Source organism: Acinetobacter sp. YT-02, from assembly GCF_002412355.1.
Classification (GTDB): Bacteria; Pseudomonadota; Gammaproteobacteria; order Pseudomonadales; family Moraxellaceae; genus Acinetobacter; species Acinetobacter towneri.
Genome location: NZ_NOZT01000003.1, coordinates 154,250 through 169,425 on the forward strand (window position 1 = coordinate 154,250; position 15,176 = coordinate 169,425).

Consider the following 15,176-nt stretch of genomic DNA (forward strand, 5'->3'; position numbering starts at 1 on the left):
AATCGGCCCCGCGAATGCGGAGACTTCATTATGAGCAACTCAACTTCTAACCCTACCACTGGTTTAAGCTATAAAGATGCTGGTGTCGATATTGAAGCGGGCGACGCGTTAGTCGATCGTATCAAATCTGTCGCTAAGCGTACTACTCGTCCTGAAGTGATGGGTGGATTAGGTGGCTTTGGCGCACTTTGTAAAATTCCTAAAGGTTATGAAGAACCTGTCCTCGTATCTGGCACAGATGGTGTAGGGACTAAATTACGTTTAGCGTTGAACCTAAATCGCCACGACACCATTGGTCAAGACTTAGTCGCAATGTGTGTAAACGATTTGTTGGTATGTGGTGCTGAACCTTTATTTTTCCTCGACTACTATGCAACAGGTCACTTAAATGTAGACGTTGCTGCCAATGTTGTGACAGGTATTGGTAAAGGCTGTGAGCTTGCAGGCTGTGCGCTTGTAGGTGGTGAAACAGCAGAAATGCCAGGCATGTATGAAGGTGAAGATTACGATCTTGCAGGCTTCTGTGTGGGCGTGGTTGAGCAAAGCAAAATTATTGATGGCTCTAAAGTAAAAGCTGGTGACGTTCTGATTGGTGTCGCTTCTTCAGGTGCACACTCAAACGGTTACTCTTTACTTCGTAAAATTTTAGACGTAAAAAATGTTGATTTAACTCAACTGGTTGATGGTCGTCCACTGGCTGACGTTGCCATGGAACCAACACGCATTTATGTCAAATCAATGCTTGAACTGTGCAAACAAGTTGATGTGCATGCTATGGCGCACATTACGGGTGGCGGTTTACCAGGTAACTTACCACGTGTATTGCCAAATGGTGCGCAAGCAGTGATTGACGAATCATCTTGGGAATGGCCAGAACTGTTCAAATTGTTACAACGTGAAGGCGGTGTAGAACAGTTTGAAATGTATCGCACCTTTAACTGTGGTGTAGGTATGGTTGTTGTTGTAGATGCCAACGATGCAGACAAAACAGTTGAGCTTCTCAACAGCCTTGGCGAAAAAGCTTGGGTGATGGGTCGTATTCAAGACAACGCCGAATCCGTTGAAGGCGCAGATGAAAAAATTCGCGTAATTTTTGCGTGATTTGACTCAGATGATCAAAATAGCTGTCCTCGTTTCAGGCAGCGGAAGTAACTTACAAGCCCTGATAGATGCCAATCTTTCAGGGCAAATTGTTGGGGTTATTTCCAATAAGCCTGATGCTTATGCTTTACAACGCGCTCAACAAGCAGGGATTCAAACTGCAGTGATTGAGCACAAACAATATCCGAGTCGTGAATTATTTGATGATGTCATGCATCAACAATTACTTGATTGGGATGTTGATTTGGTTGTTCTCGCAGGCTTTATGCGTATTTTAAGTGCCAAATTTGTGCATGCTTGGGAAGGTAAAATGCTCAACATTCATCCTTCACTCTTGCCGCATTATAAAGGCATGCACACCCATCAACGTGTACTCAATACAGGCGATACTTTACATGGTTGTACCGTGCATTATGTCACTGCTGAATTAGATGCAGGTCAAGCACTGGCACAAGGTGTGTTGCAAGTAAACATCCACGATGATGCCGAAAGCTTGGCGAACCGTGTGCATGTGTTGGAGCATTTGATTTATCCGCAAGTGGTTGAATGGATTTGTAACGGAACCATTCAGCACACTGTGCAAGGTGTGATGTATCGCCAACAACTGTTACAACAACCTGTGCAGTTTTGCAATTTTTAAATATTCTTTAAGTATGTAGCTTTTGATATATACGAAAAAACGCCTGTTGATCAGGCGTTTTTTATGGTTCGTATTTGGTTCAGACTGAATTAAACAGAAGCAGCTTTACTCTGCTGTGCTTGAATCAAATCTTTAATCAACTGCACCGTCGCTTCAGGTTTTTCTAAAGGGAACATATGTCCACCTTCAACCACCTGATAAGCAATGTTGAATTTCTTGGCGGTAATTTGTGGGAAACCTGCTTTTAAGAACGGCCCTTTTTTTGCAATCACCAATTCTGTCGGCACTTGCAGTTTTGCTTGCGGTAACCACCACAGTGATGGATTGGTTCTAAAAATATTGACCTCGTCCATTTTTGGAATGGTCAATTGTACCCCGCCTCGTACATGGTCATCAGTCAAAGCATGCTCGATATAAGCCTGAAAACAGTCGGCATCAAAATCTTGATAAAAACCTTTCGGACGCAATAAGTCTGCTGCTTGCTCACGACTTTCCCAATGATCACGACGGCGCAAAGACAAAGATGCAGGCGACAGTTGATCTACTGCTTTAAGCTTAAACATTTTGGCAAAATGTAAAAACACCGATGCTTTACCCATAATTAAAGGTGGATCAAGCATGATCACTTGTTCAAATAATTCAGGGCGTTGTAAAGAGGCTTGAAACGACAACACTGCACCTAAAGAATGCCCCAACGCAATCACTTTACGTCCCTGAGCTTGACGTACAACACTGTCAATCACTTGTTGGGTTAAGCTTTGCCAATGATTATCAATCGGATAACGCTTATCTGGCCCCAACAAAGGGACGTAAATCACATCGTAATCATCTTTAAGTAAATCAAACAGTTTTTGATAAACCTTCGATGGCACGCCATTGGCATGCGCAAAATGAATCAGTGGTTTCATTGTAATTTCGCGTTTTGCTCAGTCTGAATATGTTGAGATAAAGAAGTGGCAAAGCCCTCTCCCACTGCTGCACCCATACGACCCAACACAGAGTCTAAAGGACTGTGTTCAATGGTATAGTTCACTGTTTTATCTAGGTTTAAATCACGCTTCAGGCTATTTAAACTGCCAATCTTATCGGCAATGCCTAAAGTCACGGCTTGCTCACCTGTCCAGAACAGACCTGAGAAAATCGCAGGATCTTGTGATTTCAGTTTCGCGCCGCGTCCATCTTTCACTGCTTGAATAAAGTGGCCATGCACATTATCTAATACGGCTTGCACATGTTTTTTCTGTTCAGGATCAACAGGTTGTGTCATCGACAATAAGGCTTTATTTTCACCTGAGGTCATAGTACGATCTTCCACACCCATTTTTTGCATTAAACCGCTCAGCCCATAATTTGGCATAATTACACCAATCGAACCCACCAAACTTGATGGATTGACAATAATTTCATCTGCAGCGGAAGCAATGTAATACGCACCTGAAGCGCCAGTATCACCAATCACGGCATAGAGTTTTTTCCCTTGATGCTGTTTTTTCAGATATTGAATTTCTTGCCAGATTTCATCGGACTGCACAGGTGAACCACCCGGAGAATTAATATTTAGCACCACCGCCTGACTGTTGCTGTTTTCATAGGCTTTTTTCAGTGACTTGATGGTGTCATTGCTGTTCACACTTTGCTTGTCAGATGCAATTGTGCCAACAATATCCACCACCGCGATATGTGGACTCGCTGCCGATGGATTCGTGGTCGTGGTACTGCACCCTTTCCCCATAATCACCAACAGTAAAAAGACATAAGCAAAAGTTAAAAACTTAAAGAAAATTCCCCAACGACGTGCACGACGTTGTTCTTCAACTGAAGCCAAAACAGCTTTTTCTAATAGTTTCCACTCATTGCCTGTTGGCTGCTGTGCTTGTGGAGATATTTGTTGTGATTCATTTTGTGGTTTTGGTGGCCAATCGGACATGAAACAATCCAAAAAATAGTAAATTTGCTCCATTATATACGCGGAATTGGCAAAAACTGTCTAAAGCCTGTATTTTCTCCTATAATATTTTACATCTTTATCCTTTCTATCAATTGATGCTGTCGTTATGACCGAACCTGCACCGACAATGGCTTTATCGCGCCTGCTTGATTTTGTCAGTCGACAACCTTTAACAGTTGCGCGTTTTTTTGCAAAATCTTTGGCTTTTTTGGTCAATACACTGCGTTTGAGTAAAACCTCTCAAACCATTCAACTCAATCTACAAATTGCGCTTCCTGAGCTGAACTCACAACAACGCGAACAGATTACCCAGCAAGCAATTCGTAACGAACTGACCTCTTATTTTGAGTTTTTTCATATTTGGGGATCAAGCAATCAAAAAAATATTCAAAGAATCCATCAGGTACATGGTTTAGAACTATTACAAGATGCACTGGCTGCACAAAAGGGTTTGGTCTTAATTGTGCCGCATTTTGGCACTTGGGAAATTATGAATGCGTGGATCGCTCAATATACGCAAATGACCATCATGTATAAACCTGTCAAAAATCCTGCGGCAGATGATTTTGTGCGCCAAGCACGTAGCCGTGAACAGGCACATTTAGTCCCAACAGATGAATCTGGGGTACGTCAAATTTTTAAAGCACTCAAACAAGGCGGAACCACTGTCATTTTGCCAGACCATACCCCAAATATAGGTGGTGAGATGATTCCTTTTTTTGGTATTCCGTTGGAATCGAGTAATTTAAGCGCCAAACTGATTCAGAAAACCAAAGCAAAGGCCTTGTTCTTATATGCGTTAAGAAATGCAGATCAAGGCTTTGATATGTATATCGAAGCGATAGATGAGCACATTTATCAGTGTGATGCCAATGCAGGGACAGCTATTATTCACCGTGCAATTGAAGATTTGATCCGTCGTTATCCTACACATTATCACTGGAGTTATAAACGCTATAAAGCCCATCCAGATTTACGCGGGGTCTATCATAAACCTGTGCAAGAAGCCTTGGCAGATGTGCAGGCTGTACGTGCCCAGACACAGAACCAAACTAACGCTGCAACCACAATTTCTGCTGCCGATACGGCTGTATAAGCATACGCTGTTGTGCATCTACAGAAAAACGTACGCTGCCCTGTTGTATGGTGTTCATGAACGGAATATTGAGCGCAGCCAAGCGTTGCTGAACTAAAGAACTAGGATGTCCATAACGATTATCAAAACCTGCAGATGCCACGGCCAATTTGGGTTTAAAATGTGCTAAAAAATCATAGGCAGAACTGTGCTTACTCCCATGATGACCCAAAATTAACACATCTACTTTTAAATCAGGATATTCCTGCAATAATTGATATTCAGTTGCCCAACCTGCATCGCCCATCACTAAAAAATGCTGATATGGCTGTGCGGATGGCACTGAAATATACAACACACATGACAACTCATTTTGTTGCTGTGCGGCATAGGGTAATTGACTCGGTTTAGGAGATAAAACTTGTATCTGTACCTGATGTGGTAAAGACCACTGTTGCCCTTGCTGACACAAATTAAACTTGCTATTTACTGCCACATCTACGGTCTGATTGGCAAAGACATGCTGAATATTGACTTCATTTTGCAAATGAGGAAATGCACCACTATGGTCTTGGTCTAAATGACTTAAAACCACCAAGTCCAGTTGTTTAATACCATGCACCGCTAAAAATGGACGTAAAATTTGCTGTCCAATACTAAACTTACTTTCATCATAAGAACCGCCCACATCAATCATCATGTTGTAATGACCTGAACGTAAAAATAAAGCTTGTCCCTGCCCCACATCGAGTACTGTTAATTCAAATGGTTGTCGTTGGCTATCGACTATAATCAGTGGAACAAAACATAAGATTGCCCAAGTTTTAGGCAATACCGATTGTGGTAAAAATAGCAGAAATAAGCCTAAACAAAGACAAACATACACCGTTGCAGACATCGACAAAGTATGTAGCCGTGGTGCAAAAACAGTTTCCATCTCCCGAAAAATCAAGCCGAATAAAGCCACAGCTAGATCATTCAATTGAAACAGTATTGACGCCAAGGGTTCAAAAATAAAAAAGCAAATTCCTGCCAAAATATCTAAAGGCACGATCAGCATACCAATCAATGGAATTGCGATGATATTAATAAGCGGTGCAATCCACGCCACTTGTTTAAAAAACACAATCACCAAAGGAAATAAGGCAATAAAAATTTTCCATTGTGATTCAATTAAAATTTTGCTGGCATGTTTTAGTTGCTGCCAACGATTCAGGCCTATACGAGGTTGCTCACTCAGGCTTTGATAAATACGTAGCAGAATAAAACACGCCCCGTATGACAACCAAAAAGCAGCAGACAGCACACTTAAAGGATCAAACCATAGCAATAATGCAGCACTATAAATAAGTAAGGCAAAACCTTGAAGCTTCTGCTTCATCACCAACATCGCTGTAACGAGACTGCACATGAGCAAGGTTCTTAAGGCAGGAATTTCAAAACCAACAAAGGCGGTATACAGCAATACACAACTTAAAAATGGCAACATGAGCAAATATTGTTTAGGCATCCACAAATACCAATGCGGACGATAACACCGAATAAGCTGATGCAACGCCCAACATAGCATGCATGCAAAAATCAGCACATGCGGTCCTGAAATTGCCAATAAGTGACTAATTCCAAAACGCTGAAACTGTGCTTCGGTTTCTGAATCTAATAAGCTTTTATCTCCTGTAAGAAGTGCAAGGATGAGACCTTGATGCTGCAAAGGTTGCTGCTGAATAAACAAACGAATTTGATAACGCTGCTGTTCAATCCATAAACGAAATTTTGCCCATAACGTTTGTTGTGCACGCCAATGTTGTGTAAAGCCCATGGCATAAATTTGTTCTGACGGAATGAGTTGAACCTGCTCCACCCGAAAACCACTCATGATATTTTGTTGTAAATACCATCGCTCTACATCAAATGCCCCTGCTGTGGCATAACTATGTGCAGGGCGAATTTTTCCACTTAATTTGTAATAGTGTCCAAGTTCTAAATTTTGCCCATGATATACTTGGGTCTGAGCTAAAGTCGCTAACCAGGTCACTGTTTGAGGATGTCGGCTTAACACCTCGATCTTTTGTGAAATGCCGTTGTCATTCAGTTGATTTAACTCTCTGACATAAACTACAACTTCGGTAAATTCAGAATTTAGCTCGCGCCATTGTAAACGCTGCTGCATCTGAGTATCGGCATAAATCAAGCCGAGAACAAAACTCAAAACCCCTGCTACACCAACATTCAAACATTTCCAATAAATTGAAGATAAGCGAGCTTGCAACAAATACTGCGCGATGACACAGCATAGAATCAGTAAAACCATTGCACTGGGCATGGCAGTCAGAAGATGTATTGGAAAAGAAGAAGAACGTATTCCGACACAGGCGATCCCGATCACCCAAGTCAATCCCATCAATTGCAGCATAAATATTAGACTTATTATTTTTATTAACATGCATCATAAAGCCCACCGAAGTGGGCTTCAACAAAACAATCTTATTCAAGCAATTTATTGTAAACGCTGTCACTTTTGAATGCGTTTACCAGCTATGCTGCTCTTAAGTATCTACCCAAATACCATCTTGCATGTGCAAAATTGTATCGGCAGATTTTGCCAGCTCCTCATCATGGGTCACAATCAGCATCGCCATATTAAACTCTCTGCGTAATTCACGCAGCAATTCAAAAATTTTAACTGCAGTTTTGCGGTCTAAATTTCCAGTGGGTTCATCGGCAAGCATGAGTGCGGGTTTTGTTACTAATGCACGTGCCAACGCAACACGCTGACGCTCCCCTCCAGAAAGCTCACCCGGTTTGTGGGTTAAACGATGCGATAAACCGACTCGCTCAAGCAGATAGTCTGCCTGTGCCTTCACCTCTTTGTAATTTGTGCCTGCACGTAACATTAACGGCATTGCCACATTTTCAAGCGCACTAAACTCAGGCAATAAATGGTGAAACTGATAAACAAAACCGAGGTATCGATTACGCAAATAGCCGCGTTCAGCTTCGCCTAAATTGTCAAAACGCTGCCCATGTAAAAATACTTCGCCTGTGCTTGGACGGTCTAAACCACCCAACACATGCAATAAGGTACTTTTGCCCGAACCACTCGCTCCGACAATCGACACAAACTGCCCTTGCTGAACTTGTAAATCTAGACCACGAATCACTTCAACAGTGGTTTTGCCATCGGTAAAGTGTTTAGAAACTTGCTTGGCTTCCAGAACAATCTTACTCATAACGCAATGCCTCTGCTGGTTGAATTTTCGCGGCACGTAATGCAGGGTAAATCGTCGCCAAGAAACTTAAAATTAATGACAAGCTCACAATCACCACCACATCTTGCCATCTTAAATATGAAGGTAAGTAGTTGATAAAGTAGGCATCAAATAAGTTTAGCCCTAATACATTATTCAACCATGCAATAAAGCCACTGATACTGGACGCGAAAATAATCCCCAAGATTGCACCTGAAACCGTACCAATAACCCCAATGACCGTACCTTGCACCATAAAAATTTTGGTAATCGTGCTTGGTGATGCACCCAAAGTTCTTAAAATCGCAATATCCGATTTTTTATCGGTCACAACCATCACCAAAGAAGACACGATATTAAATGCAGCCACCAAAACAATTAGGAATAACAATAGGCTCACCATCGCCTTTTCCATTTGAATGGCGCTAAACAAGTTACCGTGAGTATAAGTCCAGTCCGAAGCGTAAAAGTTGGCAGGTAGCTCTTGCACAATATCTCGAGATACTTGTGGTGCAGCAAAAATATCATCCAGTTTTAAGCGTACACCTTGCGCACCATCGGGTAAACGCAGTAAAGTCGAAGCATCATTCAGGGCGATATATCCCATCATCGAATCGACTTCTGCACCAATACTAAAAATACCGACCACTTTGAAGCGTTTAAAACGCGGTACAACGCCTGCAGGTGATGGCGTCGCTTCAGGTAAAACCAAGGTAATGCTGTCGTTTAAACCCAAACCCAAGGCATCGGTCATTTGTTTGCCCAAAACAATACCGAACTCACCCTTTTGCAGATTATCGATACTGCCTGCAACCATGTGGTTTTGAATGATGGATACTTTCTTTTCGTATTCGGGTTCAATTCCCGTGACCATAATGCCCGACACTTGCCCTTGTGCGGTCAACATGCCTTGCAATTGCGTGAATGGTGCAGCACCAACAACATGCTTATGTTGCTCAACTTTCGTTGCAAGTTCTGGCCAATTTGTTAAAATTTGTGTTGATGAAACAGTGGCTTGAGGTATCATGCCCAAGACACGATTTTTTAATTCGCGATCAAAACCATTCATCACCGAAAGTACGGTAATGAGGACGGCAACACCCAAAGTTAGACCGATCATCGAAACTAAGGCAATAAAAGAAATAAAGTGGTTACTGCGCCGAGCGCGCGTATATCTCAACCCTATATATAGCGAGATTGGTTTAAACATACCATCAAGTCCGAGGTAATACATTATGGAAAATTTACAGCATCAAAGCGTCGCGTCTGAACGTCGTGTCATGTCACGAATTGATGCTGCCCTGAGAATCAATTACCAGATCATTTCTGACGATGTTGCGCTGAACGACCCTTACGATGCTAATTTTGTTTTACCGCGTTATTTTCTACTACTCGCAGAATTAGATCAATTTGATCATGCATTAAACTACGAATTAGAACAATTAACTGAAAAAGATCAACAAATTGCTCGAATCTTATCCTTATTCAACCAAAAATTAAACCTTATTACAGGGTCTTTATACGATGCAATTGTACAAAGCATGTTACCTATCCCTGAACAGGTCAATTTTTCAGAAAGTGGTTTCAGTTTTTATAGTGAACGTGAATTAAACACGGGCAGTTATATTCATGTCACGCTCAGCCATCCTGAAAACTTTTTCCATATAGCCGCAACCGCGCAAGTGGTTTACAGCCGTGAAGAAGAAAATGGACAATATCGTACTGGGGCGTATTTTATTACTCTACACCCTCAAGATCGCGTCAAACTTGCAGAAGCCGTTGCTTTAAAACAAGCATAATCTAAGAAATAAAATAAATCATTTCTGCATGTTCGCGTATATAAAATCACGTGGATAACGCCATCTTTGCATATCGTTAGGATGGTGTTTTGATTTTCTGAGCCAATGCCCGACTTGCTTTAAGATCACGATAAAAATACAGCACTAAGCCTGACAATAAAACCAAAGCGCCCACAAATACCATGACCGATAAAGCTTCTTGATTGAGTAAAGCACCAATCAACAAAGCAATCATTGGCGTCATGACGGTGGTTAAAGATAAGGTAGTCGCCTGAATATTCTGCACCAATTTAAAATAACAGAACATTGCAATCAAAGAAGCCATGATCACGGTATAAAGTAAAGCTGCGATAGATTTAAGACTCGGCAAACTAGTCGGTACATATTGCCAAATAAACGGCACAATACATAAAGCCGCAATGGTTGATACCAAAATCGAGCCAGTTGCCTGTGCTACAGGTTCAACTTGCGCATTAACTTTTTTCACCCAGAAAATAGACATGGTGTAGGTCAATACACTAAACAGCATTAAAACAATACCCAGAGGATGCACATGCTGTGTTTCGCCGCCAAAGCAGATGATGCCAAGCCCTAAAATGGACACTGTCATTCCGATCCATTGAATACGTGCCAAATGCAACTGAAACACAAAACGACCAATCAAACCTGCTATGATGGGGGTCAGACCAAACATCAGGGCGATAATGCCTGAGCTTAAATAAGCGGTGGCAATGTAGGTGAAAATTTGTGAACCGATCAGACTAAACGAACCTGCCAAATAACTATGCCACGCTTGTAGATGATGTGGAAATTTCACTTTTAACAGCAGCAATAAAATAATAGCTAAGGGCAAAGCAATGAAAAAACGTAGCACCAAAGCCCAAAGCATGTATAAATCTGACACACTCCAGACAATTGCCAAAGGCGTTGTTGCCCAAATGAAAACCAATAAGGCATAGGTCATCATAATATTGGTTTTAGAAGGCATGCGTGGCTCGTATTAAGCAGTTTTACGTTTTTGCTTTTGGATGGTTTGATCTAGACTACTTGAAAACTCACGTTTATCACGTTCTGAAATAGGTGCTGGCCCACCTGTTTGTACGCCTGCACCACGCAAAGTATCCATAAAATCACGCAAATGCAGACGCGCTTTCACATTGGCAACAGTATAAATTTCACCACGTGGATGAATCGCTATTCCGCCCTTTTCAATCACTTGTGCCGCTAGTGGAATATCCTGCGTGATCACAATGTCGTGTTCCTTCATGCGATCTACAATTTCCTGATCGGCGGCATCGGCACCATGCATCACTTGAATAGAGTTAATCCGTACCGAAGGCGTAATCCCGACCGATTGATTGGCAACAAAAGTGACTTCAAGTTGGTAACGATCTGAAGCACGTAAAATGACTTCTCTTAGAATTTTAGGTAATGCATCTGCATCAACCCAAAGTTTAAATGGCAGCACTGTGCAACCCTGATAATAATATGCGACTAGTGTATCAAACTCATTACATTGCAGTATGTTTAAAATGCTCAGAATTGCATGCTAAAGTGTAGATGGATGTGATTTTGTTTCTGCTGCATCGCTGTCCACAATCTGTACAAATGCAGTGGCATTACATGAAATTTCAGCCAAAGACTTGAAAAATCGAAATAACCCTCGATCTAAGAGTAAAGAAAAGAACCCAACATCTCAAAGTGCTTATGAACAATCAAAATAGACCAGAAATCATCCGCATTGAAGATCAGAACTTCGGCAGCCATGTTGAACATTGGAATTTACTCACGGATGAACCCTGCACCGAAGTTCCAAAATGGTTAGGACTGGCTCTAGATGCACCAATTATGCCAATGGGTTTATGCCGCCAAGAAGCAGAAATGGATCAAAGCACATGGCTGATTCAAGGCCCAAGCAAAGAGGCAATTCAATTGACACAAGTGATTGCGGTTGAAAATAACAAACCACAAGCTGTAAAAACGGCTTTCCCTTGCTTTGAAAGTCCTTACAAAGTTGAAGCTAAAATTGAACGTATCATTAGCTGCAAATCTAACACTCAAGCGGTGCTTCGACTCAATTTAGGCAACAACAGTATTGTCTATGCTTTTGACAGTTTATACAGCGTCAACCATCAACAATACCAAAAAGATCAAACCTACTGGGTGCATTTAAACGCATGGGCGTATGAACTTGAAGCTGTTGCTGAAGGCGAACAATTGGTGGTCGATGATCCTGCGTCAATTAAACACCATCGTGCGCTGAATGATATTTTAGCAGCCAATGATGGTGTTGCACCTGCCAATCTGCAAGAACAAATTGACGCATGGCAACCTAAGTCCGAAGATGACAAAGCACCTGTAACGGTGGATTTTTCTAAAATGGTCGCATATTTATATGGCGAAAATATCGGTCAGGAAGATGAAGCTTGGTTTCAGGGCAATGTTGTTGGTAAAACCAGTTTTGAATTCATGAATCAAGCCTATACTGTTTATGATGTCACTCTAATTCATGATGAAAATCAGCCTGCGATTTTAATTCGTCTTGCAACTAAAAATCCTGCGCACCAAAACTTTGAAATTGGACAATACATTCGTGGCAATATTTGGATTCAAGCCAATATTCACAATATAAAACAGTAGTTTATTAAAAATAAACCTCAAAGTAGCTGTCTAAATAATAAATTCATATTCATCATCCCCCCATCCTCGCCTTCTCCTCAGGGAGAAGGAACTTTCAATACTTATTTCACTGATGGCTTATAATCAATTTTTGATTGTTAAAAGCGTGCTATTGATAGTATGAATATATTGATGCTTATTTAAGCATTTTAAATTCAAAAAAACGCAGTTATCCACAGCTTTAAATTTATTATAAATTCAAAATCAGCCATATTTTAAATCGAATATGTGGATAAGTTATTTTAAAACCCAAACATCTGCACCAAGCACCGTAGATAATCTGAAAGCCTTGAGTGGTGCGGATTTTAAAAATCAACACAGAATTAATTCATTATTGGCAGATATTATATTTAAAATAAAATTAGTACTTTATTTAATCAATTTTTTATGCTAAAAATATAGCCGTATTTAAATATTTAACGATAAATAGATCATCGGAAAATAATATCTATGAAAATCGTGCAAGAAGAAAACTTACAGCATGTAGAACATCAACTTGAGCAACGCTATCAGCTCGACCCGATGTCTTGCCTATTTTTTGCATTAGGCATGCTGCTCTCCGCCTACGGCTTACACTATTTTGTGTTCTGAGTTTCACTCATCAACAAGCCTCTATGACTTTTCACCTATTTCTATAAAAAAACCCAGCTAATTCAGCTGGGTTTTTGCTTTTTACTACTATCAATTAACCGTGACGTTTTGCAAAGTCATCCATAAAGTTAACCAAAGCTTGTACGCCATCTAATGGCACTGCATTATAAATACTTGCGCGCATACCACCTACAGAACGGTGACCTGCCAAGTTCAACAAACGGTTTTCTTCAGCTTCTTGCAAGAATTGTTTTTCCAGTGCGGCATCAGCCAAAGTAAACGGAACGTTCATAATTGAACGGTTTGCGCTATAAATTGGATTCGCGTAGAAATCGCTTGAATCGATATAACCGTATAATAATTTCGCTTTTTCTAGGTTAGCTTGATGAATCGCATCTACACCACCGTTTTGCAATAACCACTCAAACACTAAACCAGACAAATACCATGCATAAGTTGCAGGTGTATTCACCATGGAATCATTTTTTGCCTGTGCTGAATATTTCAAAATGCTTGGAATTTCAGGCTTGGCTTGATCAAGCAAATCTTCACGTACAATCACAATGGTTAAGCCTGCTGGGCCAATATTTTTTTGCGCACCTGCATAAATCAGACCAAATTTAGATACATCTAAAGGTGCAGATAAAATGCTTGATGAGAAATCACATACCAACGGTTTGTCTGTTTCTGGAATATTGGCAAACTGCAAACCACCAATTGTTTCGTTATCTGCATAATGCACATAGGCAGCATCGGCAGATAAGTTCCATTGGCTTTGTTCGCTAATGGCATGCTTACCTTCAATCTGAATACCCGCTTCAACGACATGAATATCGCCATAGCGCTGCGCTTCTTTTAAGGCTTTTTCAGACCAAATACCCGTGTGGATATAATCTGCCTTGTTGTTTTTACCCAACAAATTCAATGGAATCGCAGAGAATTGTAGCGATGCACCACCCTGCAAGAACAATACTTTGTAGTTCTCAGGAATATTCATGAGTTTGCGCAGGTCTGCTTCCGCTTTTTCAGCCATGGCAACATAGTCGGCACTACGGTGGCTCATTTCCATGATCGAAAGACCTTTGCCATGCCAGTCAAGCATTTCAGCTTGAGCTTTTTCAAGTACGGCAGTCGGTAATGCTGCAGGACCAGCACAGAAGTTGTACGCGCGCATGATTTTTCCTTTCAGAGTGAAACACAATAAAATGATGGCATTTAACCATATCTGGCAGGGTCTTGCACAAAATTATTTCAATCTATGAGCCAAGATAGAGTCAAAAAATCAATGTAGATTCGAGGGATAAATTTACTAAATCAAAAAAAGAGGTTGAAATGTGTACGACAATATCTGTCGCAAATTGATCAAAAAACCACCCACTACTCCTAATTAAATGATATTTTAAATAAATATTAAAGGAGAAATAAACAATGACAACATTCCTCAATCACTTTAAGGTAGATAAAAATTTACTTGAAGTTGACTTCTTTGACCCTAATCTGGAAACAGATACTCGCTTATACATTGATAGTTATTATTTAACTCGTTGTGAGAACATACATTCCAAGTCTGCTCTGACTACTCAGCAAAATTTTATGAAATGTTTAATGGAAGCTCTTAAAGAAAAAGATGAAATTAAAGCAAGAAAATTATGCTCCCATTTTCCTGAGCCCAAATATACTGGCATTGGTGCAACTAAAGAAGGAGTAAATGGCAAAGGATCACACGATATTAAAGTTGAATATATACTCACATGCTTAAAGTCTTCTCAGGCAGCTCAGACAGGCTTATTAGAAGATCTTGAAGAATTAATATTAGTTGCAGATGGTATAGGTCCAGACACTATTTCAGATATAACGACTAAGGTCTGTTGACATTTCATAAATGGCTTGCGCTGTAGGCTAAAACTGAGCAGATCAGGCATGAAACGCAAGGAATAGCGAGATTATTGCTAAGTTTCATAACACAATCTGAGAAAGTTTTAGCCACAGCCTTTCAGGGCGAGCATATTTTTTGCTGCTATTGCGTTATGTGCCAGTCATTTAAAATGACTAAATTTCCTGTCCCATGCCTTATAGCAGCTAAAAAACCTTGCGA

The 15,176-nt window shown here is 40.7% G+C and carries 15 protein-coding genes; 7 read left to right on the forward strand and 8 right to left on the reverse strand.

The annotated features are described in order from the left end of the window. Positions 1-30 precede the first annotated feature (30 nt). Together purM and purN are read left to right on the forward strand one after the other, a co-directional pair. The gene (purM, locus tag CF596_RS02635; protein ID WP_004971815.1) at positions 31-1,101 is read left to right on the forward strand and encodes a phosphoribosylformylglycinamidine cyclo-ligase; all 1,071 of its coding nucleotides are present in this window, start codon (positions 31-33) and stop codon (positions 1,099-1,101) included. Between the two features lie 10 nt (positions 1,102-1,111). Further along, the gene (gene purN / locus CF596_RS02640) at positions 1,112-1,741 is read left to right on the forward strand and encodes a phosphoribosylglycinamide formyltransferase (protein WP_096901131.1); all 630 of its coding nucleotides are present in this window, start codon (positions 1,112-1,114) and stop codon (positions 1,739-1,741) included. Between the two features lie 89 nt (positions 1,742-1,830). On the opposite strand, the gene CF596_RS02645 is transcribed toward purN, so the two are convergent. Next, on the reverse strand, positions 1,831-2,649 hold the full coding sequence (locus tag CF596_RS02645; RefSeq protein WP_004971819.1) for an alpha/beta hydrolase: 819 nt from the start codon (positions 2,647-2,649) through the stop codon (positions 1,831-1,833). After that, on the reverse strand, positions 2,646-3,668 hold the full coding sequence (gene sppA / locus CF596_RS02650) for a signal peptide peptidase SppA (protein ID WP_096901132.1): 1,023 nt from the start codon (positions 3,666-3,668) through the stop codon (positions 2,646-2,648). Before sppA ends, CF596_RS02645 begins: the two co-directional genes overlap by 4 nt. Before the next feature lie 127 nt (positions 3,669-3,795). On the opposite strand from sppA, the gene CF596_RS02655 reads away from it, so the two are divergent. Further along, entirely contained in the window at positions 3,796-4,785 is a 990-nt protein-coding gene (locus tag CF596_RS02655; RefSeq protein WP_096901133.1) for a lysophospholipid acyltransferase family protein, read from the forward strand. Here CF596_RS02655 and CF596_RS02660 read toward each other — a convergent pair. The 3 genes from CF596_RS02660 to CF596_RS02670 form a co-directional block, all read right to left on the reverse strand. After that, positions 4,742-7,177 carry a DNA internalization-related competence protein ComEC/Rec2 gene (locus CF596_RS02660; RefSeq protein WP_096901134.1) on the reverse strand — a complete coding sequence of 812 codons (2,436 nt, stop codon included), beginning with the start codon at positions 7,175-7,177 and terminating at the stop codon, positions 4,742-4,744. The two genes, CF596_RS02655 and CF596_RS02660, sit on opposite strands and share 44 nt — an antisense overlap. Positions 7,178-7,310: 133 nt before the next feature. Further along, a complete protein-coding gene (gene lolD, locus CF596_RS02665; protein WP_096901135.1) occupies positions 7,311-7,994 on the reverse strand; it encodes a lipoprotein-releasing ABC transporter ATP-binding protein LolD in 684 nt (227 codons plus the stop codon). Then, positions 7,987-9,222 (reverse strand): lipoprotein-releasing ABC transporter permease subunit, encoded by a 1,236-nt coding sequence (locus CF596_RS02670; RefSeq protein ID WP_004971828.1) that lies wholly within the window; start codon positions 9,220-9,222, stop codon positions 7,987-7,989. The genes lolD and CF596_RS02670 overlap by 8 nt, the downstream gene beginning before the upstream one ends. Positions 9,223-9,247: 25 nt before the next feature. Here CF596_RS02670 and CF596_RS02675 point away from each other — a divergent pair, with 25 nt between their 5' ends. Then, complete coding sequence (locus CF596_RS02675) at positions 9,248-9,811, forward strand: PilZ domain-containing protein (RefSeq protein WP_004971830.1); 564 nt, start codon at positions 9,248-9,250, stop codon at positions 9,809-9,811. Between the two features lie 76 nt (positions 9,812-9,887). Here CF596_RS02675 and CF596_RS02680 read toward each other — a convergent pair whose 3' ends face one another. Continuing rightward, on the reverse strand, positions 9,888-10,799 hold the full coding sequence (locus CF596_RS02680; protein WP_096901136.1) for an EamA family transporter: 912 nt from the start codon (positions 10,797-10,799) through the stop codon (positions 9,888-9,890). A 12-nt stretch (positions 10,800-10,811) separates the two neighbouring features. Then, a complete protein-coding gene (locus CF596_RS02685) occupies positions 10,812-11,279 on the reverse strand; it encodes a YaiI/YqxD family protein (protein WP_004971836.1) in 468 nt (155 codons plus the stop codon). Positions 11,280-11,518: 239 nt separating this feature from the next. Here CF596_RS02685 and CF596_RS02690 point away from each other — a divergent pair, with 239 nt between their 5' ends. Together CF596_RS02690 and CF596_RS14695 are read left to right on the forward strand one after the other, a co-directional pair. Next, positions 11,519-12,451 (forward strand): hypothetical protein, encoded by a 933-nt coding sequence (locus CF596_RS02690; RefSeq protein ID WP_019837949.1) that lies wholly within the window; start codon positions 11,519-11,521, stop codon positions 12,449-12,451. 489 nt (positions 12,452-12,940) lie between these two features. Then, positions 12,941-13,081, forward strand: a complete 141-nt coding sequence (locus CF596_RS14695) for a hypothetical protein (protein ID WP_004971840.1) — start codon at positions 12,941-12,943, stop codon at positions 13,079-13,081. Between the two features lie 94 nt (positions 13,082-13,175). Here CF596_RS14695 and serC read toward each other — a convergent pair whose 3' ends face one another. Continuing rightward, positions 13,176-14,255 carry a 3-phosphoserine/phosphohydroxythreonine transaminase gene (gene serC / locus CF596_RS02695; RefSeq protein WP_004971842.1) on the reverse strand — a complete coding sequence of 360 codons (1,080 nt, stop codon included), beginning with the start codon at positions 14,253-14,255 and terminating at the stop codon, positions 13,176-13,178. A 254-nt stretch (positions 14,256-14,509) separates the two neighbouring features. On the opposite strand from serC, the gene CF596_RS02700 reads away from it, so the two are divergent. Further along, the gene (locus tag CF596_RS02700; RefSeq protein WP_096901137.1) at positions 14,510-14,953 is read left to right on the forward strand and encodes a hypothetical protein; all 444 of its coding nucleotides are present in this window, start codon (positions 14,510-14,512) and stop codon (positions 14,951-14,953) included. Positions 14,954-15,176 lie beyond the last annotated feature (223 nt).